We start from the raw sequence: 22958 nt of genomic DNA, 5'->3' as shown, positions 1-22958 counted from the left end.
GATGCCGGGAGCGCTGATCGCCACGTAGTATTCCCGCGTGCCGATTGATTCGAATTCCTCGCGCCCTCAGAGGCAACTCGGTCTGGCAGCGGCCATTGCCGTTGTCACCGGCGAATCCATCGCGCTGGGCATATTCCTTACCCCGGCAGCCATGGCCAGGTCTCTTGGATCGCCGCTCCTGCTTCTGCTCGTCTGGCTGGTCATCGCACTGATGGCCATGTGCGGCGCACTTTGCTACTCCGAACTCGCGATTCGATTTCCCGAATCAGGCGGCGAGTATGTTTATCTGCGGGCGGGCTACGGTGAACCGGTAGCGTTTCTCTACGGCTGGATGAGTTCCATCGTCATGTATCCGGGCGTGGCGGCAGCGCTGGCTGTCGGATCGGTTCCCTATCTGGCCCAGGTTCTTCCCATCGGTTCGGCGTGGCTGAGCGCAATGCCCGTCGTGCTGCTTTGCCTCTTCGGTGGAATCAACCTGCTTGGCACGCGATTGAGCGGCTCGATCATGTCATTCGTGAACATCCTCAAGCTGGTCATCCTCTTCGCACTCGTCGGTTGGGCGGCCGTTTCCGGCCACGCGCACCTGAGCAACTTGATGCCATTCACCGTGCGCAGGCCCGGTTCGGAGGCGATCTTTCCCGCCATTGCAGGCGGCGTGGTGAGTGCATTCTTCAGCTTTGGCGGATGGTGGGAGGCGAGCAAGATCGCAGGCGAAGTTCGCAACCCGAGGCGCACATTGCCGCTAGCCTTTATCGGCGGCGTTGCCGTTGTGACAGCCGTCTACCTGCTTATCAGCGCAGCGTTTCTCTCTGTCTTGCCCATCGAGCGCCTCACTTCGAACACCGCATTCGTCGCTCAGTTCGGTCAGGTGCTTTTTGGATCTCTCGGCGCGCGTATTCTCTCCATCTGCGTGCTGATCTGCGTCTGCGGCGGGATGGCCGCGCTTACGATGGCTGCTCCTCGCGTTTGCTACGCAATGGCGCAGTCCGGCGCGTTCTTTCCCGCATTCGCCAAACTGCATCCGCGCTGGGGAACACCCGCAAACGCCATCCTTCTGCAAACAGGCCTCTCGCTTGCAGTGCTCCTGCTGGGCGCATTCGATCGCGTGTTGTCCTACATCATCTTCTCGGCGGTGCTGTTCCTTGCGCTGGCCGCTTCCACGCTGTTCCGTGTGCAAACGCCAGTGCGTGGATGGTGGTATCCCATTGCGCCCATCCTCTTCATCGTCATTTCTGTCATGATTGCGCTCCTCATTCTCATGCACGATCCCTGGCCGGCGCTGGCTGGGGTCGCCATCGTGCTCTGCGGTCTTCCATTGCGCAGACTATTCGCCACACCACATGCTGCCACGCCACACATATCCGAAGTTACAGAAGGGAGTTAACAGCCACCATGCCCCATATTCAACTTCCCGAAGGTCTGCAAGGCATTCGCGGACCCATGGCCTTTCGTCCTGAGACCGCAAAGCCGCTTAACGAACTGGCAGAGATCCTTCTGCACGCGCCTAACTCGCTCGCGCCCGGTGAGCGCGAACTGATCGCAACCTATGTCTCACATCTCAACGACTGTTACTTCTGCCAAACCGTACACGGTGCGATTGCCGCCGCTCATCTGGATGGCGATGAAGACCTGGTGCGACGGGTGAAGGCGGATTTCCAGCACGCAGACATATCCGCCAAGCTGAAGGCGCTGCTGGTCATTGCATCCAAAGTGCAGCGCGGCGGCAAGCATGTGACAGCGAGCGATGTCGAAGAGGCGCGCCAGGCGGGAGCGACCGATATCGAAATTCATGACACCGTGCTGATCGCTGCAGCCTTTTGCATGTTCAACCGCTATGTGGATGGTCTCGCAACCTGGCAGCCGGAGGACGAAGAACTCTATCGCCAGCGCGGCAAAAAGACCGCCAGAGATGGCTATGTGACCATGAGCCGCGAATATCTACCTCAACCCGAGTTAGAAACACAAGGAGCCTGACTTATGCCGCATATCGATCTTCCCCGGGGGCTTCCCGGAATCAGCTCCGGCTTTGCCTTCCGTCCGGAAACCGCGAAGCCCATGCGCGAACTCGCTCACATACTGCTGCACGAGCCAAACAGCCTTACTCCCGGTGAGCGAGAGCTGATTGCGACCTATGTGTCTTCGCGAAATGATTGTTACTTCTGCCAGACCAGCCACGGAGCCGCCGCCGCATGTCATCTGGGAAATGAGGCCACGGTAAAGCAGGTAAAGACCGACTTCATGCAGGCGCCAATCTCCGAAAAACTCAAGCACCTCCTGGTCATTGCAGGCAAGGTTCAGCAGGGCGGAAAACATGTTACTGCGGAAGATATAGAGGCGGCGCGCCAGCAGGGCGCCACCGACCTTGAAATCCATGACACGGTTCTTATCGCGGCAGCCTTTTGCATGTACAACCGCTATGTCGATGGATTGGCTACCTGGCAGCCGCAGGAGGAATCCATGTACGCGCAGATGGGCCGGCATCTCGCAAGCGAAGGCTATCGAACCCCCTCAGTCCGTCCAAGCGCAGCGGATTGAGGGAAAGGCCAATCATGTCTTTCCGCTTGCAACTTCTTGCCAGCCTCCAAGTTCGAGGGCCACGGTTAGGCATCCATCGCGCAACTGGTCCGCGCTCGTGCGATTACCCATGGCACGAGCAACGACCATTCCACCAATGCACAGCGCAGCGACGGCACTGGCTCTGTCGCGTCGTCCAGACCGGCCCTCGATAGAACTTTCTCTGGCCATGCTTCGCTCCAATATGCTGACCATCGCGCTGAAGACATTTTCAAAAGCGCACTTCGCGCTGTCGCTGCTGCGCGTAACGTCGGAGGGCAGCGCAACCATGGGGCAGGAGTTCTCCACATCTTCGAAGTGCTGGCGCGACAGATAAGCGCGAACCACTTGTTGTCCTACATCGGCAGACGATAAGTCGACCTCTACTCCCTCCCAGCAGTTCTTCCATTCCGGGTCGGTGAAGAAGCAGCCGAGGACCTCCGTATAGAGATCACTCTTGCTCTGGAAGTAGTTGTAGAAGCCGCCGCGCGTTAGTCCTGCGCCGGACATGATTTGGTCCACGGAGACATTGTCGAAGCCGTGGCGATTGAACAGTCTTCGCGCGCTTTGAACGATCTTGCCTCTGATTTCAACGCTATGACCGGCCGGATAGGGCATGAAAGCTCCTTGCCTCTTGCAACGTGCTATCAGAATTCCAACGCATTCTACCGCCCAAAATATGATCTTGAACATAATTCACTTGCGTGTTCCGATGCAGTGGTGGTCGATGCCATCGTTTTGGGGAGAATGCGATGAAAGAAATTCTGAGTTCGTACCCGGCGGTTGAACTTGAGAGCCGAAGGCAACTGGTCAAGGGACTGGCCATTGTGTTGGCTGCATTTGGCGTTTCGAAGGCCTGGGGAGGGACGCCTCAATCAACGATGAAGGAGATACCCAGCTCTGCCGCCAATAAGACGCGAACATCCCTGCATTATGAGGTCGATTTCAAACCCGCACCTCAGCGTATCTACGAGGCGCTGCTGGATTCAAAGCAATTCGCTGCCTTTTCCGGCATGCCGGCGGAGATCGATGCAAAGGCTGGCGGCGCCTTTTCTCTCTTCGGCGGGCAGATTGTCGGAAGAAATATCGAATTGATCGCCAACCAGCGCATCGTGCAGGCCTGGCGGCCAGCGTCATGGAGCCCGGGCATTTACTCGATCGTGAAGTTCGAACTGAAATCGAACGGCGGGGGGGCGACGCTGGTGCTGGACCACACAGGTTTCCCTGAAGGCCTGGCTGATCACCTCGACTCAGGATGGCACGAGCACTACTTGAATACTCTCCAGAAGTATTTCGAGTAGCCCTTATCACCTGGAGCGCGATGAGCCGTAATTGTTGCAACTGGAAACCACCTGCTCGCAGCGTCAAAGCCCCAGCTCTTTCGCTGCGAGCGCAGTCCCTTCAACTCTTGCCTGAATCTTCCGAAACGCAGTTTCGCGAGCGGTTGAAATGTCGTCGGCGAACGGCGAAAAACCGCAATCGTCCGTAGTGCCAAGGCGATCTATCGGTAAATACGCCGCCGCTTCAAGAACGCGGTCGCGAACTTCTTCCGCGCTCTCTATCCTGGGATTGATCGGATCAATTACGCCGATAAACACAAGATGATCCGGCTGCCTCAACTTGCTGATCAATCGCAAGACACGCTTCCTATCCGGCTCACTGGCCAATTGCAGATAGAAACGCCCAACATTCATCTTGAATAAATCAGGCAGAAATGCGGCATAGTCCACATCTGCGGAATGCGTCGAATCATGATCGCCGCCGGGGCAAACATGCACTCCGATCTTCTGCCGATCGGATGCGGAAAAACGATCAAGCACCTGATTGTTCAGAGCGATAAAACTGCGCAATAAGCCACCCGAAGGGTCGAGCTTCAGCGAAAGCCGTCCTTCAGTAAAGTCAATCTGGACACTTGCCGCGCCCGCATTCAGCGCGCCGCGAATATCCTCCTCAGCATCGTCCAGTAAGTCGGCAACAAACGCTTCGCGCGAATAATCCGCAATTCCGTCCGGGGGATAAAGCAGGCTCAACGCGGAGGCAGAGATGACTGCCTGCTTCATCGGACGCTTCGTGTATGTGCGCGCTGCCCTGAGATACGTTGCCGCATGAACTCCGTAGTGGAATGGTCCGCTTGTCAGTCGTGGCAACTGCCGCTGGTGCCCGTCGGCAAACGGGATAACGACTCCGTCGGAGGCAAGGTTGGTCAAGCCGCTCAGTGGATAAGTTGCAAAACTTGGCTTGGTCTGTTCGCCATCCGTCAGTACCGGCGAACCAGTCTGTTCCAGCCGGCCAATGGTATCTCGAAGCGCAGCATCGTATGCGCTTTCCAGTTCTACCGGCGCAAACTTGCCTAGATGAAAGGAGGTAATTGCCTCAATCAGTTCCGGAGGACGGGGAATGCTGCCAATCGCTTCGGTAGGAATCGTCATGCGCAGAAGCCTACCAAGGCGAAAGCAAGGAACACTTCCACCGAAAGGTTGACCCCAATTTCATTTCACAATCAGGTCTGTCTTTTCCTCGGACCATCACCGAATTCCGCAGACCACTCCGCCCACCCCAGTTACCGGCACAACCGTTGCATAGCAATAGGTGTCGGGATCGACGAACTGGAACTCCGCAAATCCCGCATTGACGGCCTCTTGCGCGCCCTGAGACTTGGTAAAGGCCGCCAGGCTTCGCGCCGTCCCCGCTTCCGGCGACCAGAACACCAGCATCAGATTGTCGCCGGTTCTGGACTTGATATCGGCCAGAGGCGTCTTCGCCGGAGCTTTCGTTCCTGCCCAACTGTCGGCGTAGATCTTTACGTTTTTGTAGTCCGGCATTTTGACGTGAAGAAACTTGGAGAGGTTCGCTGCGTAGTCGTCGCGAGCCTTCATCTCCTTGATATCCGAGGCGCTCAATTGAACCTTGGATGTGGGAGCGGCCGCTGCCGGAGTTGCGGCCTGGGAGACTGGGGGCGCTCCCGACGCGACGGTCGATTCTGCGGAGCGTTGGCTGAAGCCCGCAAAATAGATGCCAACTGCGACCAGGGCTGCCAGCACCACGATGCCAATCACGACAGCGGCCCCGGAAGGCATTCCAAAATACTTACGGCCACCGGGCGCTTCTTCACCGGGCGCCGGGTTGTCAGCCCATGACGGCTGGCTGACGGGCATCACAGGCTCACCGGCGGGCAACTTATCTTTTTCAGGAGTACTCGATTGAATTGAACCGAGCGGCTTTTCTATAACATGTGCCATATTGCCTCCTCAATCGGCTTCCGACCCAGGTTGGCGTAGTCAGGCTCAAGTCAGTGCAGGGAAATCGGCTTGTAAGTCTCTCCACGCATTTCGGGCATAATTGTCGCGCAATTTGCGATATTGCGCAACTCGCAAACATTCTCTTCCGGCATCGGCCAGTCAACGTAGCCGTGTTTTCTATCTGCGATTCTGTCGTCCAGCCCGTGCCCTGTAAGTGACCTACATCGCCGTCGCGCTCAGCCAAAGAAATTCATTGCCGTATCAGCAGCTTTCGGCTATTTTCAAATTCTCATTCCCCAATTGGAGGACCTTTTGGGCACAGCGATCCTGACCGGGAAAGACTCGTCCCTCATCAACGACGACCTTGCTCCAACCACGCCCGCGCATCGCACCTGGGGCACCTACAACTACATCGCGCTGTGGTTTTCCATGTCCATGGAGATCACCACCTACCAGCTCGCCAGCTCCCTCATTGCCAAAGGCATGGACTGGAAGCAAGCCGTTGGAACGGTGCTCATAGGCAACCTCATCGTGCTCATTCCGATGCTGTTGAACGCTCATGCCGGAGCAAAATACGGCATCCCGTTCCCCGTCTTCATCCGCGCGCCCTTCGGCGTACGCGGCGCAAACATCCCCGCCATCATGCGCGCGCTCGTAGCCTGTGGCTGGTTCGGCATTCAATCCTGGATCGGCGGCCAGGCCATCCATTCCATGCTCGTCGTGATATGGCCCTCGGTCGGGCATGTGGAATGGGCGCTCTGGGCCTGCTTTCTCGGCTTCTGGCTGCTGAACATGGCTGTAGTCTGGCGTGGCGTCGAATCCATCCGCTTCCTGCAAGGCTTCGCTGCGCCCTTCATGTTCGTTATGGCCGCCGCTCTGCTCATCTGGGTCAGAATCAAGGCAGGCAGCTTCGGCACGATGTTATCCACGCCGAGCAAATTTCAAAGCTGGCATGACTTCCTGCCCGTATTCTTTCCAACCCTGACCGGCATGGTCGGTTACTGGGCAACACTCGCTCTCAATATCCCCGACTTCACGCGCTATTCGAAGTCGCAAGGCGCGCAGATCGTCGGCCAGGGTTTCGGCCTGCCCGTTGCCATGACGCTGTATACCTTCGTCGGCATCGCCGTCACATCTGCGTCCGTAGTTCTCTTCGGCGAGCCCATCTGGAACCCCATCGATCTTCTGGGCCGCTTCCATCAACCATTCGTGGCTTTCGTGGCAATGATCGCAATTCTCGTTGCCACGCTCAACGTAAACATCGGCGCCAACGTCGTATCTCCATCGAACGACTTTTCCAACTTATATCCGCGACTCATCAGCTATCGCACAGGAGGCATGATCACCGGCGTCCTCGGCCTCGCCATGCAGCCCTGGAAGCTACTCGCGACTCCCGACGCCTACATCTTCGGCTGGCTCAGCGGCTACGCAGGCCTGATGGGCCCAATCGCAGGCATCATGATCTGCGATTACTTCTTCATCCGCCGAACAAAACTGTCTATCTACTCGCTCTATCACCGCGAAGGCATCTACCACTACACCAAAGGCATCAATCCCCGCGCTATAGCAGCATTGGTAACAGGCGTAGCCGTCGCACTGGTTGGACTCTTCGTACCGTCACTGCATTTCGTCTATGACTATTCCTGGTTCGTAGGCTTCTTTTTAGCAGGCTTTGTGTATCTTTTGCTGATGAATAGGGCTAAGTTAATCGGAGAGTCAATTGACCTTGACGTTTCGAAGTAATTCGTATTATGTTTTACCATAAACCTAAACTACTCTTGAAAATCGCAACGGAGACCTGCGTGACTGTAGACATATCGTCCCTAAGAGACTATGCAACTAAGCTGTTGTCAGAAGCAAAAAATCATACGGACTTCGATCAGGTCGCAAGCTTCATTAAGACTCTCGATGAGATAGAAGGAGAACGAGCGAACACAATCAAGATATTGGAAGAAGAGAAGGAGATTCAGCGAAATCGAGAAAAAGAGAACCGCGGCGTGTGGCGAGACCTCGTTTCTTCGGTGACCCCTCTTCTCACTACCCTTGTACTGGCATGCACACTCGTATTTCAGACGTATTCATTCCGTAAGTCAGAACAAGACAAAGCGGTAGATATGCAGCGTCAGGTAGAAGCGGAAGAAAAAACGCGTTGGACTGAGGCATTGAAGCTCATATCTGAGTCGGAGAAACTTTCTCCTGCCGAGGCTCTTCTGCAAAGCTTTACCACTCCAGCTTACAAAGAACTTGCGCATCAGGAAATGTTGAAACTCCTAACTCAGAAAGCGAATGATCCCGCCTCTTTCGAAGATATTTTTAAGTCGACGTTTGAGCCGATCAGTTGGGACTCCATTCCCGAGATTGTGGCATTGAACATTCATCTCGGATCGCAGGCAGACATCTTACTAAATAAGGGACAGGATAAGAAAAGGGATATTTTTATTGAATCAAAGCTTTCAGATGGTGATCGAACAGCCTTGAACAACCTATCAAATGAAATTACGTACACCTGCACCGAGATCCTCCCACTGCTGAAATCGACCCATGACGCTCACCTAAACCTGAATCTGGCGTCTGTTAGCTTCTCTAGCTGCGATCTTACTGGAGTCAATCTGAATGGGGCTGACATCACGTCGGTCAACCTGTCCAACAATGTCGTTGACCGCGCCGATTTTAGCGGCATCACAAAGTTTGAAGGCGCGAATTTTAGTTGGTGTGCGTGGTGGCGCGCCCATCGCATAAGTCCTCAGCTTCTAAAATATTTGACTGAATACTACACATTTAATCCCAAAGGAGAAGGGTGGTTAAATACCAATCCCAAACCGACGAAGGCCGAGTACGACGCATCGTTGAAACGATTGGTATCACAGACACAGCAGTAGTATCGTATTCCACTGCTATTCGACCAACGCATCCGCAATCGCCAGCGCCTCATCCAGCGCATTGATGCCCTCATCCAACTCCGCCTCAGTCACAATCAGCGGCGGAGCGATCACAAAGTGGCTCACCCAAGCCTGCAACGCCACACCCCGGCCCATCATCTTGGCAGCCACCAGATCGACCACCAGCGGCTTGCCTTCCACCTTATCGCGCATGGTGTTGAACGGTTCCTTGGTCTCGCGATTCTTCACTAGCTCAACGCCAAAGAAAAGCCCCAGCCCGCGCACATCGCCAATTGACGGATGCTTTTCCTTCAGCGCCTCCAGCTTCGTGCGTACATACGGCTCAAGCGAAGCAGCCCGCTCCACCAGCTTCAGCCGCTCCATCTCTTCGATGGTGGTCACCGCCGGCCCCAGCGTCATCGGATGCGCCTCATACGTGTGCCCATGCGAGAAATAGTGCTCCTCAAAGTACTCCGCAATCTTCATCGTGGTCGCGCACAGCCCCAGCGGAACATACGCCGAAGTTATTCCCTTGGCAGTAACCAAAATATCTGGCTTAACTCCCCAGTGATCCACGCAGAACCACTTACCCGTGCGTCCCCACCCAGTCATAACCTCATCGGCAATCAGCAGCACGCCATATTCTTCGCAGATAGCCTTCAGCCGCGGCAGATACTCCTTCGGCGGAACGAGAACTCCATTGGTTCCCACCACCGGTTCCACAATTACAGCCGCAACATCCGATTCATTGCGAATCATATGCTCGATATAGTCCGCACACGCAATGCCGCAACTCGGATACGTATGCTTGATCGGGCACTTGTAACAGTTCGTCTCCGGCGCGAAAACAAATCCCTGCCCCTTGCCGCTCGGCTCCATTGCCCAGCGCCGCGGATCGCCAGTAGCCGCAATCGACCCCGAAGTCGAGCCATGATAGCTGCGATACCGCGAGATGATCTTGGTCTTGCCCGTATACATGCGCGCAATCTTGAAAGCCGCTTCGTTCGCCTCAGTCCCCGAAGTCGCAAAGAAGAACTTCTCCAGTCCCTCCGGCAGCACTTCCAGCAGCTTCTGCGAGAGCCTCGCGCGCGACGTTGTCGCATACCCCGGCAGAACGTAAGGCAATTCGCGCGCCTGCTCCGCAATCGACTCAATCACCCGCGGATTCTTATGCCCGAGGTTCACGCACATCAACTGCGATGAAAAATCCAGATACCGCTTGCCCGCAGCATCCATGAAATAGCAACCCTCGGCATCCACCACATGCAACGGCTTCCACGTCTTCTGAATGCGCCATGTGCCGTAGTTATACTCGCGCGTAATGCCTGTGACTTGCTCTGACGTGAGACCCGCTATCTGGACCGTGTCGCTCATCGCATTGCTCCCCACAAAGAAGATTCAAAACATCGTATCATCGCGGCGTTGCTCGTGGATCACGCCCCTGATTCCACTTGCGTCATAGCAAAAGAAAGGCCTCGGCATTGTCTGCGGAGGCCCTTGGTTTTGTGATGGATCGAACTCTACGCGCTGTAGAGCAAAATCCCATCTGCTTTCTCTTCCGTATCGCTCGGAGCGTTCGATACCGAGCGGTAGAAGAGTTGATTGTTGCGGATATAGACCTCCAGGAACGCCGGCCGATCCATGATCTGCCCACTGATCAGCGCTTCCGAGAGCGGGTCCTCGATATAACGCTGCAATGCGCGTCGCAAGGGCCTTGCACCATAGCTGCGGTCGCCCAGCGTCTTGTCGAGAATCCACTTCTTCGCGTCCTCGTCCACCGAAATCGTAATCGACTTCTGCGCCAGATTCGTGTTGAGCTGCGTAACCAGCAGATCCACAATCTGGATCAGGTCCGCATCCGACAGCGACTGGAAGAGGATGACCTCGTCAATGCGGTTCAGGAACTCAGGATTGAAGGTGCGCTTGACCTCGCCCTTCACCAACTCCTCGATCTTCTCCATCACCAGGTCTTCGCGCTCGCTCTGGAAGCCCAGCCCCTGCTTCTTCATCAGGTGCCGCGCGCCAATGTTCGAAGTCATGATGATGATCGTGTTCTTGAAGTCGACCGTGTTGCCAAGCCCATCCGTCAACTGCCCGTCTTCAAAGACCTGCAAGAGCAGATTGAAGACATCCGGATGCGCCTTCTCGACCTCATCCAGCAGCACCACCGAGTACGGCGAGCGCTTCACGCGCTCCGTCAACTGGCCGCCTTCCTCGTAGCCCACATATCCCGGAGGCGAACCGATCAGCTTCGACACCGAGTGCTTCTCCATAAACTCCGACATATCGAATCGGATCAGCGCCTTTTCGCTGCCAAACAGGAACTGCGCCAGCGTCCGCGCCATCTCCGTCTTGCCCACGCCTGTCGGTCCCAGGAAGAGGAAGCTGCCAATCGGCCGCAGCGGAGACTTCAGACCAGCCCGCGAACGTCGAATCGCCCGCGCCAGCGCCGAGATCGCCTTCTCCTGCGAAATCACGCGCTTGTGCAGCTCTCCTTCCACGCGCAGCAGTTTCTGCGTCTCTTCTTCCTTGATCGAAGTAATCGGCACACCGGTCCAGCGGCTCACCACATCCTCAATGTCCTCGCGGCCAACGATCCCGGCAGCAGAATCATCGAGGTGATACTTCTCGCGCAGAGTGCGCAGGTTCTCGCGCTCCTTGCGTTCCTCATCCGAGTAGAAGCGAGCCTTCTCAAACTCGTGATTCGCAATCGCCGAGTCCATGCGATGCACAATGAACTTGATCCGCTTCTGAACCTCGGTGATCTCTTCGGGCAGGGAAGTCTGCCGCAGCTTCACGCGCGCACCCGCCTCATCGATCAGATCGATTGCCTTGTCCGGAAGGAAGCGATCCGGAATATAGCGATTCGAATGCGACACCGCAAACTCAATCGCCGCATCGGTATAGCTGACCGCGTGGAACTTCTCATAGCGGTCCTTGATGCCCATGATGATCTTGATCGCGTCGGTCTCGTTCGGCGGAGGCACTTTCACAGCCTGGAAGCGCCGCTCCAGCGAGCGATCCTTCTCAATCGACTTGCGGAACTCAGCCGGCGTGGTTGCGCCAATGCACTGAATCTCGCCGCGCGACAGCGCCGGCTTCAGTATGTTCGCAGCATCCAGCGAACCCTCCGCCGAACCCGCGCCCACCAGCGTGTGCAGCTCATCGATGAAGACAATGGAGTTCTGATTCTCCATCAACTCCTTCATGATCGTCTTGAGCCGTTCTTCAAACTGCCCGCGATACTTCGTTCCGGCAACAATCAGCGATAGATCCAGCGCCAGCACGCGCTTGTCTGCGAGGAAGCTCGGCACCTCGCCGTCGGCAATGCGCTGCGCCAGTCCCTCGACAATGGCGGTCTTGCCCACGCCCGGCTCGCCGATCAGCACAGGGTTGTTCTTCGTGCGGCGGCAAAGGATCTGAATCACGCGCTCCAGTTCGCCATCGCGGCCCACCAGCGGATCAAGCTGCGAGTCCATCGCGGACTGCGTGAGGTCGCGGCTGAACTCGGCCAGCAAACTGCTCTCGCGCTGCCGCGCCTGCTGCGGAGCCTTCTCCTGCGTCACGCGCGCCAGTTCCTCGCGAATCGCAGCCAGCTTCAATCCTCGCTCCTGCAAAATCTCAGCGGCAAAGCATTTTTCCTCGCGCAGCAATCCCAGCAGCAGATGCTCCGTGCCGATATGCTTATGCCCCAGCCGCTCGGCTTCTTCCGCCGCATAGGCCAGCACTCGCTTGCATTCATTCGACAGAGGCAGATCGACCGAGGTCGAAACCTTTTCGCGAATCGTTGTATGCGCCTCGATCTGCTTGCGGATCGATTCCACCGAAGCATGGGAGCGCAGAAATCTGTTGGTGAGTGCTTTGTCTTCGCGCAACAGGCCGAGCAGCAAGTGCTCCGTCTCGATATAAGGCGAACCAAACTGGCTTGCCTCATACCGTGCAAAGAAGATTACGCGCCGCGCCTTCTCCGTGTAGCGTTCGAACATGGTGCTCCTTTTCTGATAACTATCGGCTGCGGTGGCTGAAGTACGGAACGAAATTCCAATCCGATCTACGTTCCAACCTTCAGATAAGACTTACCGCGGGTTACTGTGGTGGGTGAACGCTCGCCTTTGCTCGTTCTTATTTCTCTGCATTTGACATGCTCCGGGGAACCTCCAACAGCCTGCCCCCCGCCAAACGTAGCGTCCGGGTACATCGCCCGGCCAGTTCCAGGTTGTGCGTTACCAGCACGGAGGTCAGTCCGTGCGCCTCATGCAGCCGTTCAATCAAGCCAAATACCAGGTCCGCCGAATCGTTATCCAGATCGCCGGTCGGCTCGTCTGCCAATAAAAGCTGCGGATTCGTCACCAGCGCCCTCGCCAGTGCCACCCGCTGCTGTTCTCCGCCGCTCAACTCGCCGGGTCTGTGCGCCGCCCGGTCTGCAAGGCCCGTTTCCGCGAGCCACGCAGCTGCGTCCTGCATCGCCTTCCGCTTTTCAACGCCTCGCGCCAGCAGCGGCATGGCCACGTTTTCCTGCGCCGTAAACTCCGGCAGCAGATAGTGAAATTGCCACACGTACCCGACTTGTTCATTGCGAAACCGGGCCGCCTCACGAACGCTCAAATTCGTTACCTGAGTTGTGGCGCAGTATATCTCTCCCGCCGAAGGGGTATCAAGAGCGCCCAGCATGTGCAAAAGTGTGCTTTTCCCACTTCCGGACTGGCCCACGATGGCCACCAGTTCGCCGCGCCGGACCTCCAGATCGAGTCCGTCGAACAATCGAAGAGCTCCGCGGCCGCTCCTGCTGTTGCCTGGATACTCCTTCGACAACCCCTCCACGCGGAGCAACGGCTCTTGATCTTCAGAATGTGGAAGTTGACGCATCCCCGGTTCCGGCAGCGGGAAGGTTACACTGCCGCCATAGGAGATCGGGGTGGGGAACGATTCTTTCATTCCTATGACTCATATCCTAACGCGGGAATTTCGGTGCGCCCCATTCGCCGCGAAAAGAGGAAATGCCACTTTAGTTGGATGCGGCAGCAGAGCGAATGGAAGCAGAAGCCCTCCGCTCTGTCTATACAGAGATCCATTTTCCAGCCTTCGTTGTTCATTTCAGCCCGACAACGAGCCGCGCAATCCGCCCCTTCGGTCCGACAACAAAGGGCAGCGAAATCGCGTTCCAATTGCCGTCGTCCAATGGCTGCCATGTCTTTCCGTCGTCGCGGCTGATGTCACTTCCATTCGTCCCAACCGTGATCCAGGTTTTCAGTTCATCTCTCCACGCTACCGAAGACCGATAGCCATGCGGGGGCTTTGCTGCCGCCGTCCAGTGCAGCCCGCCGTCAAGGGAGTAAGCGGCTGTGCCAATGCTGTCATTAGGCTTGGTGTAGTCTCCGCCTACGGCGACTAGAGCCAATGAGCCGTGAAGATCAAGAGAGAAAATACCACCACTGGGAGTTTTCGGAAACATCGGAAGTTCCACTTCGTTGCTCGCTTGGCGTTCCGGTTCTCCACCCAGAAAATGTGAGTAATGGAGCACACGCGAACCACTTGGGCCTCCAGTAGCAAGCCAAGCTTCCCTCGCTTCTCCATCCTTGTTTCGGAAAGGACCTATGGCGAGGCAGCGATTACTAGCGGCAAAGGACGATTCTCCGGGTTTAGCCTCGACGCTCTCACTAAAGACGGAATCATCTACGATGCCATTCCAGGAAGTGAATTCCGAAAGGTATAAGAATTTAGTTTTTGGGTGGTCAGAGTCAGAATCTGCCTCGGGGTCACCAACCAGAAAACCATCGGTCGGCGTCCACATGCGAATTGCATCCCAGAAGCCGTCGGGATTTTCATTGCGCAATGCCAGCATCCAAGATTTGCAGCCGTCAACTGTCTTGTACAACCGGCTTTTGTCGCCCGGGCCAGATGACATCAGGATGGCCGTCTGAGAATCCCAAGCCTGTACTCCGCGAAAGTCTAACGCCGCGCCATCTTTATCTGCATCGGGCACCGCGCACTTAGTCCAATGCTCACCACCATCAGTGGACCGCAACACCGTTCCGCCAGTTCCACTGGCCCACGCGATCCTGCCATCAACTGAATAGATTCCGCGCAACCCAGCCGTCGTCCCCGAATCCTGCATGACCCAACGAAGCGATTGAGACACCGCGTCGCCAGCCTCATGCGTCTGCGCAAAAATTGCGCCACAGCAAGAAGATAAGATCGCACCAGCGATCAGAATTCGATTGCAATAGTGGAAAGTCATCGCCCGAGTATAGCTCGCTCAAGCAAAGGGCTAATCCGTCACTTCCGGAGGGAGCAGAGGCATTCATGCCCCTGAAATGCCCGCTCAAGAGCAAAGCGGCTTCAGCCGCGGGCATTTCGCCAGCGAAAAACCGAATCCCAAATTGCGCAGAATTACCCCGCAAAAGCCCACAATAAAGAAGGCCGGAAACTTTGGCCAATCGATGTCTTCAGGAGAAGAAAAATACGCCGAAAAACGTCACTAAAACAGCCCAAAAGTGGCGTTTTAACGCACCCTAAATATCATCTAACCAATCTGGAATGTGGGGGATACAGGAGAAAAATGCCCACCCCCTACCCTCCCTCTTATTTTATTTGTCGTATCTTCGCCAAATTTGACCCGCCAGTCGAAGGTCCATTAGACCTTCGACTTGAAGAAATCCAGCGAAAGCTCTAACCCTTCGCGAAGACTGATCTTCGGCTCCCAACCGAGAATCGCCTTCGCCTTGGAAATATCCGGCTTCCGCCGCGTAGGATCATCCTGCGGCAGCGGCTTGAAGAGTAACTCGCTCTTCGAACCCGTCACCTCAAGCACCGCCTGAGCGCACTCAAGAATGGTGAACTCTACAGGATTGCCAATATTGACCGGCAGATGTTCGTCCGACCGCGAAAGCCGCACGATGCCATCGATCAGGTCCGAGACAAAGCAGAAACTGCGCGTCTGTTGCCCGTCGCCATAAACCGTAAGCGGCTCACCGCGCAGTGCCTGCATCATGAAGTTGGAAATGACGCGCCCATCGCTCGGATGCAGCCTCGGCCCGTAGGTGTTGAAGATGCGGACGAGATGCGTGTTGACCCCGCGATATCGGTGGTAAGCCATCGTCAGCGACTCCGCGTAACGCTTTGCTTCGTCGTAAACCGACCGAGGCCCAACCGGATTCACATTGCCCCAATAGCTCTCCGTCTGCGGATGCTCCAGCGGATCGCCGTAGCACTCTGAAGTAGAAGCATGCAAATAGGCAGCGTCATATTTCTGAGCAATTTCCAGCGTATTTTCTGTGCCAACCGAGCCGACACGCAGCGTTTCAATCGCCAGCTTCAGATACTCCGGCGGACTGGCCGGCGAAGCCATGTTAAAGACCGCATCCACCTTGCCCGGGTCGAAGCTCTGGCAGATGTCCTTTTGCTCAAACACAAATCGCGGCTCATTCGCAAGATGAGCAATGTTGCCAAGGTCGCCGGTCGAAAGATTGTCGACGCCGAGCACCGAGTGGCCCTCGCCCAGCAGGCGGTCGGTAAGGTGAGAACCCAGAAAACCGGCAGCGCCGGTAACAAGTACACGCATAGTCAAAGAGTTACGCTCCGGAATGTTTTATCGGAATCCGTTTCGGAATCGTTTGTAAGCAGATCGGCATGCAACAGCCGGGAAAAAGAATTCCCGGCTGTTAAGCGAAATCGCTCACCGTTCCAGCTAGGACAAGACCAGCTAGGATAAAACCAGCCGCTTCGGCTTGCCCTGTTGAGCCGTGTAGGCAGCCGGTCGGCCGACGCTGACGTAGGTAAAGCCCTGTTCCCGCATGTACGCCGGTTTGTACAGGTTGCGGCCGTCAATGACAATGGGAAACTTAAGCGCCTGATCCAGGCGGACCATGTCAAGCTCCGCAAACTCCGCCCAGTCCGTCAGGATCAGAACCGCGTCTGCGTTCTCGGCAGCTTCATAAGCGCTTGCAGCGTAGCTCATGCTTTCCGAAGCAGGAAGTACGCCCTTTGCCTTCTCAATCGCGGCTGGGTCGTAAGCGGTCACCGTCGCTCCCGCTGCGATCAGCTTCTTGATCACGTCGATTGCGGGAGAGTCGCGAATGTCGTCCGTATCTCCCTTGAAAGCCAGTCCGAGAGCAGCCAGTTTCTTGCCGCGAAGCGTCCAAAGCGCGGAGCGAACCTTGTTGAAGAAGATTTCCTGTTGAGTGGCGTTGATCTTGCGCACCTCTTCAAGAAGCTGGAAGTCGACACCCTGCTGCTGCGCAACCCAGTAAAATGCCGCTACATCCTTCGGGAAGCAGGAACCGCCGTATCCCAGGCCGGCCCGCAGGAATTTCGGCCCGATACGCGAATCCAGCCCCATGCCGGCTGCGATGTCTTCAATGTCCGCATCCACTGATTCGGCGAGATTGGATACGGCGTTGATAAAGGAGATCTTAAGCGCCAGGAAAGCGTTGGAGGCATGCTTGATGATCTCCGCGCTCTGAGCGGAGGTTACGAGCAGCTTGGCCGGATTCTCCTGCGACAGCGGACCAGGAAGCGAGTCGGACTTTGCGAAGTAGCTGCCGTCGGTGAGCGGCGCGTAGATGCTGCGAAGCACATCCGCAGCACGATCATTATTGGCTCCTACGACAATGCGGTCGGGATGCAGGAAGTCACCGATTGCCGTTCCTTCGCGCAGAAATTCGGGATTCGAAACGACGTCGAATGTACCCGGCTCAACGCCGTGCCGGTGCATGCAACGAGTGATCCACTCGTTGGTATAGACCGGAACCGTGCTCTTTTCCACCAGCACTTTGTACCCATTGACGGCGCGGGCGATCTCGCTGACAACGGCTTCGACGTAGGACAGATCAGCCGATCCCGTGCTGCCCTGGGGAGTGCCTACCGCGATGAAGATAGCCTCGCACTCCTCGACGCCGTAAGCGAGATTGGTAGTGAATTCGACGCCGCGGTTGAGGTGTTTGCCCAGCAATTCGGGCAGGTGGTGTTCGTAGATCGGAACACCGCCTTCGTTGAGCATGTTTACCTTGGCTTCATTGTTGTCAACGCAGATGACCCTGTGGCCAATCTCAGCAAAACAAACAGCAGCAACAAGGCCGACATACCCGGATCCAAGCACACAGATGGAAACTTGATTCGTCATGCGTAGGGCTCTCCTAAGCCGTTTCAGGCGACAGGTCGGCGGGTCGCGCCTACCCGTGGGTTCATGGTTGGCAGGGGGCCCGGCTTGCGACGACCGGACCGCCAGGCCCGGAATTGAGGCCGGGAAGGTTCTAATGGCGGTTCGGGTGCAGTCAATAGGGGTTGAGCGCGTCCCTGAGGAAAATCTGATCTCCTGGCGATCGCTTCGTCATCGGACTTCGACGTCGCCTGTCACACTCAGGTTATCCGCAAGGGAGGCTTGCAAGCAATGTTTTCTCTCATTCGCGGAAATCGATGCGGTTCTTTTTTAAGTTTTAATTGTTACTCATAAGTGAATCGCTGGCTTGGATTTGCAGCTCGCGACCCTCGAAATCGCGAGCCCGGTTAGCAGAGAACGCCGGTCTGTAGGGAGATCGCGGCGCAGGATTTGCCCCCGGAACAACCGCAGGACAAGCGTCGAACAACGGGGTCGAACGTCACTTTGCTACAGTGTTGGAATCGAGCAGGATTTGCGCTCAGAAGCGTGGAGTGAGATGAATTCGAAGTCTGAAATCGCAACGTTAGCGCCGTTTCGGCTGGACCCTTTGTTTGTGGAACGGATCTGGGGCACGGCCGATCTCAGGCCCTGGTACAACTATGTGTCCAGCGCAGAGCCAGGTCACAACCCGATCGGTGAAGTGTGGCTGACCGGCGATGAGTGCAAGGTTTCAACCGGTAGTCTGGCGGGAATGACGCTGGGGCAGGTATTCGCTGCGCACTCCGGGGCGATGCTGGGGTCTGCGGTTCCGGACTCAATCCATGGCGCATCTCCCTTGTTGATGAAAGTGATCTTCGCGCGCGAGAAGTTGAGCGTACAGGTGCATCCGGATGATCGTCTCGCGCAGAAGTATGGCCAGCCTCGCGGTAAGACAGAGTGCTGGTATGCCTTGGCGGCGGAGCCGGGCGCGGAGGTTGCGGCAGGGCTCAGGCCTGGTACAACCCTGGAACAGGTGGAGAGCGGGGTTGCCGACGGTTCGCTGGAACAATGCCTGGAGGTTGTGCAGGTGACGGCAGGAGATCTGGTTTACGTGGATGCCGGGACTGTGCACGCGATCTGGCCCGGATCGGTGCTGCTGGAGACCCAGCAGAACTCCGATATCACCTACCGTTTATTCGACTATGGGAGGCCGCGCGAGTTGCACGTGGCGAAGGCTCTGGAAGCAATCCGGCTCCAGACCGCGGCTGGAAAGATTGCGCCAGTGGAGTTGACAGACCGGGCTGTGCTCGTGGAACGGGAGTACTTCTGCGTCGAGAAAATGATCGTAAGCGGAGTAAGGACTGGCTCTTCCATGATTGCGACTGAGGGCACGGAGGCTGGTGGTGATCCAGGGCTGACATATCTTTTCGCTGCCAGCGGCTCAGGCTGGATTTCGTCCGCGGGATCAGAGGCATTTGAGGGTGTGGAGTTGGCTCCCCGGGGCATGGTGGCTGTTCCTGCAACCTCGCCTGCCTGGCAGATCGAGGATCGCGGCGGCTTGGAACTGATCCGGATCACACCGCGCTTTCCCGCAACCGAAGTGACACACACGGCGTAATGGAGCTGAGATGACGAAACCGGTGGGCGGCGGTTGGCGCGAATCCGTAATTGCATACATCCGGGCGGAGGCAACGCCAACGGACAAGTTTGGCCATCAGCCGCGGCTATATGCGCTGGCGCGGCAAATTGCCGAAGGCGAAGACTGCGACGATGACGTGCTCTTCGCTGCTGCATGGATGCACGATCTGGGAGTGTTTCTTGGGCACCGGCCCGCTGATCCTGTCCAACTCGCCGCATGGGATCATGTCCCCTACACCATTGAAAAAAGCAGGGAACTGCTGTCTGGCTGGGGTTTTCCTAGCGAAAAGCTGGCTGCGGTGGCCGAGTCGATCCGAACGCATCAATCCAACGACCACGCCATTCTTCCGGAGGCCGTAGTCCTGCGGGATGCCGATATTCTCGAACAGCTGGGCGCAATCGGAGCTTTGCGAGCGTTCGTCAAGGTTGGAAGAGACACCCGGTTCGCAACCTATTCGGACGTGGTTCCCGTCCTGGAACGGGCATTGGAGGTTCTTCCCGGCAAACTACAGCTCAACCGGTCCCGAGATCTGGCACAAGGCCGGGTGCGAGCGCTTGCAGCCCTCCTGACTGCTATCTACGAAGAGGCAGGGCAAAATTTGTACTGAAACTGTACCTCAGATCGTGCAAATCCTTCCGGTTATGGCGTTTCCCAAAATGGGAATAATAAATAAAATTGTGTGCAGTTTTGTATGTATTTTTACCGATAAATGTGGCATAGCCCTTTTCTTTGCAAGTCTTTGCAATTTCTTTGCATTGGATTCGGGAGGGGTCGTTGTACACTTCTACCAAGATCGGCCTCGGGGGAGGAGGTCTGCAATCACAAGGAGACGTCGAATGCGATCGAAGCTTGTCCTGGCAGCACTTTTAACCCTCTCCACCCTACCCGTTTTTGCCCAGGTAGCCCCTGCGGTCAAGATCGGTGGCCTTCCCCTGGGTGTAGGCGCTGGTGTTTCAGATTACAGTGTGGATTATGGCTCGGGTCGCCGAATGATCGGCGTATCCGCCTGGGCGGACTACAACCTCTTTCACGGTCTGGGCGTGGAGGCAGAAGGCACGTCGATTTTTGCCGACAAACCTTCTGAGCTACAGCGAATGCGCCAGGACACAATCAAGGGTGGCGCGATTTACCGCACTCATCCTATTTTTGGAATTCGCCCGTATGTCAAGGGGCTGATAGGTATCGCCAGTATCGACTTTCCCTCACGCAATCCTTTCTATACGCACGACACTTTCACCATGTACGCGTTTGGCGGTGGAGGCGAGTACAAAATCTGGAAGACCCTGTACGCGCGCGGGGACTACGAGTACCAGTTCGTGGACCAGTATTTCGGTAGAAATACGCTCAATCCCAATGGCTTCACGATAGGCGCGACATACTATCTGCGCGGCATTCATGCTCACCGCTGATGTGCGGTGAAGTGATTTCGATTGCTCTCAACCGCCGATACGTGGACTGAACGCATAACGCTCTCTGAGGTATCTAAGTTCCGGATTCCGCTTTCTGGTCAATTGGTATACTTAAAGGTACCTTGGCATGGAATTTGGTTTTGAGTTGCCTCCGCGACTATGCCTGATCGTCTCCAGCGCTTGTGTGTCTCTAAGCCGCCGGGGATAAGAAATTCTTAAGCACTTGTACCTAAGAAAGGACTACTTAGCCTATGCAGATTCGTGGCGCGCGCGCTCTGGTTTGTGGAGCTGGCGGCTTCATCGGAGGCCATCTTGTCAACAAACTCCTGGAAGACGGAGCAGCGAGTGTACGTGCAGTAGATTTGAAGCCTCTGGATGAGTGGTACCAGACAAATCCAGCTGCGGAGAGTCTCGTGCTGGATCTTCAGGAGAAAGAAGCCTGCCTGAAGTCCGCAAAAGGAATTGACGCAGTGTTTCAACTGGCTGCGGATATGGGCGGCATGGGATTCATCGAAAACAACAAAGCTCTGTGCATGCTCAGTGTGTTGACCAACACGCACATGCTGCTGGCAGCGCGTGAACAGGGTGTGAAGCGATTCTTCTATTCTTCCTCGGCGTGCGTGTACAACGGTGACAAGCAGACAGATCCCAACGTAGTGGCGCTCAAGGAAGAAGACGCATATCCGGCGCTGCCGGAAGATGGCTACGGATGGGAGAAGCTCTTCAGCGAGCGTATGTGCCGGCATTTCCGCGAGGACTACGGTCTGGAGACGCGTGTGGCGCGCTTTCATAACGTGTATGGCCCACTCGGGACTTGGACGGGCGGTCGCGAGAAGGCTCCGGCGGCCATCTGCCGCAAGGTTCTGGAAGCCAAAATTTCGGGAAAGCATGAAATCGAAATCTGGGGCGACGGAAATCAGACTCGCAGCTTCATGTATGTCGACGATTGCACGAAGGGGGTCGTCGATATCTATCACAGCGACATCCTGGAGCCCATCAATCTCGGATCCAGCGAATTGGTAACCATCAACCAACTGGTCGACGTAGCCGAAGATCTGGCTGGCGTCAAGTTGAAGCGCCACTATAACTTGAGCGCGCCGAAGGGCGTGAATGGCCGCAATAGCGACAACACCAAAATCCAACAGTATTTAGGCTGGGAGCCCAGCATCAAACTCCGCGATGGGCTGGAAAGAACTATGGCCTGGATTGAACAGCAAATGCTTGCCGGCGTTGCTACAACTGCTACCAAGTAGGAGCCTTTCCATGAGTTCAACTCCGCAGTTCCAGCAGATTCTGGGCGTTCGCTTTTTTGTGGGCGACGCCCAGGGTGCAATTGATGAGGTGTCGCAGTGCGGCGGTCTCGTAGTTGTGCCTGCCGCACCGGCGTTGAAGAATCTGGCTGTTGACAAGGGCTATCGGGAAGCGCTGTTGGGGGCGGATTTCGCCATTGCCGACAGCGCTTTCATGGTGCTGTTATGGAACCTGATCGATCGCAATCGCATTCCCAAACTTTCTGGCCTCAAGTACCTCCGGGCGCTTGTGCAGGAGCCGGATTTCAAGGCGAGCGGGAGCACATTCTGGGTTATGCCCACCGCTGTGAGCGCGCAGCGGAATATAAGCTGGCTGCGCGAGAATGGCGTGAATGTCGCCAACGAAGACGTCTATCTTGCGCCTCTCTACGGCCAGACGATCAGTGACGAAGAGCTGCTTGGGCGCATCGAGGAGCGAAGGCCCCGGCACATTGTTCTGGGGGTCGGCGGGGGAACGCAGGAGCGGCTGGGGCTGTATTTGAAACAGCAACTGTCGTACCGGCCGGCTATTCATTGCATTGGCGCCGCAATTGCATTTCTCAGCGGCGATCAGGTGCGCATCCCGGTCTGGGCGGATACGCTGGGGTTAGGATGGTTCTACCGTACCGTGGCAGATCCCAAGCGGTTTTTTCCGCGCTACTGGGACGCGCGGCATCTGGCTCGGTTGCTGTTGAAGTATCGGGATCGTTTGCCGATCGGGAGCCTTTAGGTCAAGTTGTTTCTTTTCCAACTTCGGGATTTTTCGCCGGAACTTTTCGATTTGAGCTGGGTCTAAGAGACTGGCGGTTCTTGCCCAAGTACGCTATTTAAGAGTAATGGCAAGAGCAGTGGAGATCGTTCCGGAAGCATGGGA

Annotated in this window: 20 protein-coding genes; 11 read left to right on the top strand and 9 right to left on the bottom strand. The window is 56.3% G+C overall.

Going from position 1 to position 22958, the window contains the following annotated elements; translation table 11 throughout:
- The first annotated feature begins 37 nt into the window (after nucleotides 1-37).
- From OHL23_RS14375 to OHL23_RS14365, 3 genes are read left to right on the top strand one after another with little or no spacing between them, the layout of a single operon-like run.
- Nucleotides 38-1384 carry an APC family permease gene (locus OHL23_RS14375; protein ID WP_263352601.1) on the top strand — a complete coding sequence of 449 codons (1347 nt, stop codon included), beginning with the start codon at nucleotides 38-40 and terminating at the stop codon, nucleotides 1382-1384.
- A gap of 8 nt (nucleotides 1385-1392) precedes the next feature.
- Nucleotides 1393-1974, top strand: a complete 582-nt coding sequence (locus OHL23_RS14370) for a carboxymuconolactone decarboxylase family protein (RefSeq protein WP_263352600.1) — start codon at nucleotides 1393-1395, stop codon at nucleotides 1972-1974.
- A gap of 3 nt (nucleotides 1975-1977) precedes the next feature.
- Entirely contained in the window at nucleotides 1978-2535 is a 558-nt protein-coding gene (locus OHL23_RS14365) for a carboxymuconolactone decarboxylase family protein (RefSeq protein WP_263352599.1), read from the top strand.
- A gap of 12 nt (nucleotides 2536-2547) precedes the next feature.
- Here the strand turns inward: OHL23_RS14365 and OHL23_RS14360 are convergent, their stop codons facing one another.
- Nucleotides 2548-3171 carry a TetR/AcrR family transcriptional regulator gene (locus tag OHL23_RS14360; protein WP_263352598.1) on the bottom strand — a complete coding sequence of 208 codons (624 nt, stop codon included), beginning with the start codon at nucleotides 3169-3171 and terminating at the stop codon, nucleotides 2548-2550.
- A gap of 134 nt (nucleotides 3172-3305) precedes the next feature.
- Here OHL23_RS14360 and OHL23_RS14355 point away from each other — a divergent pair, with 134 nt between their 5' ends.
- The gene (locus OHL23_RS14355) at nucleotides 3306-3854 is read left to right on the top strand and encodes an SRPBCC family protein (protein ID WP_263352597.1); all 549 of its coding nucleotides are present in this window, start codon (nucleotides 3306-3308) and stop codon (nucleotides 3852-3854) included.
- 63 nt (nucleotides 3855-3917) lie between these two features.
- Here OHL23_RS14355 and OHL23_RS14350 read toward each other — a convergent pair whose 3' ends face one another.
- On the bottom strand, nucleotides 3918-4982 hold the full coding sequence (locus tag OHL23_RS14350) for a cobalamin-independent methionine synthase II family protein (protein ID WP_263352596.1): 1065 nt from the start codon (nucleotides 4980-4982) through the stop codon (nucleotides 3918-3920).
- Between the two features lie 96 nt (nucleotides 4983-5078).
- A complete protein-coding gene (locus OHL23_RS14345) occupies nucleotides 5079-5792 on the bottom strand; it encodes a hypothetical protein (RefSeq protein ID WP_263352595.1) in 714 nt (237 codons plus the stop codon).
- 312 nt (nucleotides 5793-6104) lie between these two features.
- Between OHL23_RS14345 and OHL23_RS14340 the strand changes: the two genes are divergently transcribed.
- Entirely contained in the window at nucleotides 6105-7535 is a 1431-nt protein-coding gene (locus OHL23_RS14340) for an NCS1 family nucleobase:cation symporter-1 (RefSeq protein ID WP_263352594.1), read from the top strand.
- A 59-nt stretch (nucleotides 7536-7594) separates the two neighbouring features.
- A complete protein-coding gene (locus OHL23_RS14335; RefSeq protein WP_263352593.1) occupies nucleotides 7595-8671 on the top strand; it encodes a pentapeptide repeat-containing protein in 1077 nt (358 codons plus the stop codon).
- Nucleotides 8672-8686: 15 nt separating this feature from the next.
- Here OHL23_RS14335 and OHL23_RS14330 read toward each other — a convergent pair whose 3' ends face one another.
- The 6 genes from OHL23_RS14330 to OHL23_RS14305 all read right to left on the bottom strand — a co-directional run bounded on the left by OHL23_RS14330 (nucleotide 8687) and on the right by OHL23_RS14305 (nucleotide 17792).
- Complete coding sequence (locus tag OHL23_RS14330; protein WP_263352592.1) at nucleotides 8687-10045, bottom strand: aminotransferase family protein; 1359 nt, start codon at nucleotides 10043-10045, stop codon at nucleotides 8687-8689.
- 146 nt (nucleotides 10046-10191) lie between these two features.
- Complete coding sequence (locus tag OHL23_RS14325) at nucleotides 10192-12657, bottom strand: ATP-dependent Clp protease ATP-binding subunit (protein ID WP_263352591.1); 2466 nt, start codon at nucleotides 12655-12657, stop codon at nucleotides 10192-10194.
- 136 nt (nucleotides 12658-12793) lie between these two features.
- Nucleotides 12794-13606, bottom strand: a complete 813-nt coding sequence (locus tag OHL23_RS14320; protein WP_263352590.1) for an ABC transporter ATP-binding protein — start codon at nucleotides 13604-13606, stop codon at nucleotides 12794-12796.
- 154 nt (nucleotides 13607-13760) lie between these two features.
- A complete protein-coding gene (locus tag OHL23_RS14315) occupies nucleotides 13761-14810 on the bottom strand; it encodes a beta propeller repeat protein (protein WP_263352589.1) in 1050 nt (349 codons plus the stop codon).
- Between the two features lie 495 nt (nucleotides 14811-15305).
- A complete protein-coding gene (locus OHL23_RS14310) occupies nucleotides 15306-16232 on the bottom strand; it encodes a UDP-glucuronic acid decarboxylase family protein (protein ID WP_263353244.1) in 927 nt (308 codons plus the stop codon).
- A gap of 141 nt (nucleotides 16233-16373) precedes the next feature.
- Entirely contained in the window at nucleotides 16374-17792 is a 1419-nt protein-coding gene (locus tag OHL23_RS14305; protein ID WP_263352588.1) for a UDP-glucose dehydrogenase family protein, read from the bottom strand.
- Between the two features lie 532 nt (nucleotides 17793-18324).
- Between OHL23_RS14305 and OHL23_RS14300 the strand changes: the two genes are divergently transcribed.
- The 5 genes from OHL23_RS14300 to OHL23_RS14280 all read left to right on the top strand — a co-directional run bounded on the left by OHL23_RS14300 (nucleotide 18325) and on the right by OHL23_RS14280 (nucleotide 22814).
- Nucleotides 18325-19365, top strand: a complete 1041-nt coding sequence (locus OHL23_RS14300; protein ID WP_263352587.1) for a type I phosphomannose isomerase catalytic subunit — start codon at nucleotides 18325-18327, stop codon at nucleotides 19363-19365.
- Between the two features lie 10 nt (nucleotides 19366-19375).
- Nucleotides 19376-19993, top strand: a complete 618-nt coding sequence (locus OHL23_RS14295; RefSeq protein ID WP_263352586.1) for an HD domain-containing protein — start codon at nucleotides 19376-19378, stop codon at nucleotides 19991-19993.
- Nucleotides 19994-20222: 229 nt separating this feature from the next.
- Complete coding sequence (locus OHL23_RS14290) at nucleotides 20223-20795, top strand: porin family protein (RefSeq protein WP_263352585.1); 573 nt, start codon at nucleotides 20223-20225, stop codon at nucleotides 20793-20795.
- Nucleotides 20796-21046: 251 nt separating this feature from the next.
- On the top strand, nucleotides 21047-22048 hold the full coding sequence (locus OHL23_RS14285; protein ID WP_263352584.1) for an NAD-dependent epimerase/dehydratase family protein: 1002 nt from the start codon (nucleotides 21047-21049) through the stop codon (nucleotides 22046-22048).
- Between the two features lie 10 nt (nucleotides 22049-22058).
- Nucleotides 22059-22814, top strand: coding sequence for a WecB/TagA/CpsF family glycosyltransferase (locus OHL23_RS14280; RefSeq protein WP_263352583.1), 756 nt, complete (start codon nucleotides 22059-22061; stop codon nucleotides 22812-22814).
- Nucleotides 22815-22958 lie beyond the last annotated feature (144 nt).

The organism is Acidicapsa acidisoli (assembly GCF_025685625.1).
Classification (GTDB): domain Bacteria; phylum Acidobacteriota; class Terriglobia; order Terriglobales; family Acidobacteriaceae; genus Acidicapsa; species Acidicapsa acidisoli.
The sequence above is the reverse complement of the archived record's forward strand: the minus strand, read 5'-3'. Positions and strand labels throughout refer to the sequence as shown.

Bases quoted from the DNA above. Each gene is read 5' to 3' on its own strand.
- OHL23_RS14370 (WP_263352600.1), top strand. From the start codon at position 1,393: ATGCCCCATATTCAACTTCCCGAAGGTCTGCAAGGCATTCGCGGACCC.
- OHL23_RS14365 (WP_263352599.1), top strand. From the start codon at position 1,978: ATGCCGCATATCGATCTTCCCCGGGGGCTTCCCGGAATCAGCTCCGGC.
- OHL23_RS14360 (WP_263352598.1), bottom strand. From the start codon at position 3,171: ATGCCCTATCCGGCCGGTCATAGCGTTGAAATCAGAGGCAAGATCGTT.
- OHL23_RS14355 (WP_263352597.1), top strand. From the start codon at position 3,306: ATGAAAGAAATTCTGAGTTCGTACCCGGCGGTTGAACTTGAGAGCCGA.
- OHL23_RS14350 (WP_263352596.1), bottom strand. From the start codon at position 4,982: ATGACGATTCCTACCGAAGCGATTGGCAGCATTCCCCGTCCTCCGGAA.
- OHL23_RS14345 (WP_263352595.1), bottom strand. From the start codon at position 5,792: ATGGCACATGTTATAGAAAAGCCGCTCGGTTCAATTCAATCGAGTACT.
- OHL23_RS14330 (WP_263352592.1), bottom strand. From the start codon at position 10,045: ATGAGCGACACGGTCCAGATAGCGGGTCTCACGTCAGAGCAAGTCACA.
- OHL23_RS14325 (WP_263352591.1), bottom strand. From the start codon at position 12,657: ATGTTCGAACGCTACACGGAGAAGGCGCGGCGCGTAATCTTCTTTGCA.
- OHL23_RS14320 (WP_263352590.1), bottom strand. From the start codon at position 13,606: ATGAAAGAATCGTTCCCCACCCCGATCTCCTATGGCGGCAGTGTAACC.
- OHL23_RS14310 (WP_263353244.1), bottom strand. From the start codon at position 16,232: ATGCGTGTACTTGTTACCGGCGCTGCCGGTTTTCTGGGTTCTCACCTT.
- OHL23_RS14305 (WP_263352588.1), bottom strand. From the start codon at position 17,792: ATGACGAATCAAGTTTCCATCTGTGTGCTTGGATCCGGGTATGTCGGC.
- OHL23_RS14300 (WP_263352587.1), top strand. From the start codon at position 18,325: ATGAATTCGAAGTCTGAAATCGCAACGTTAGCGCCGTTTCGGCTGGAC.
- OHL23_RS14295 (WP_263352586.1), top strand. From the start codon at position 19,376: ATGACGAAACCGGTGGGCGGCGGTTGGCGCGAATCCGTAATTGCATAC.
- OHL23_RS14290 (WP_263352585.1), top strand. From the start codon at position 20,223: ATGCGATCGAAGCTTGTCCTGGCAGCACTTTTAACCCTCTCCACCCTA.
- OHL23_RS14285 (WP_263352584.1), top strand. From the start codon at position 21,047: ATGCAGATTCGTGGCGCGCGCGCTCTGGTTTGTGGAGCTGGCGGCTTC.
- OHL23_RS14280 (WP_263352583.1), top strand. From the start codon at position 22,059: ATGAGTTCAACTCCGCAGTTCCAGCAGATTCTGGGCGTTCGCTTTTTT.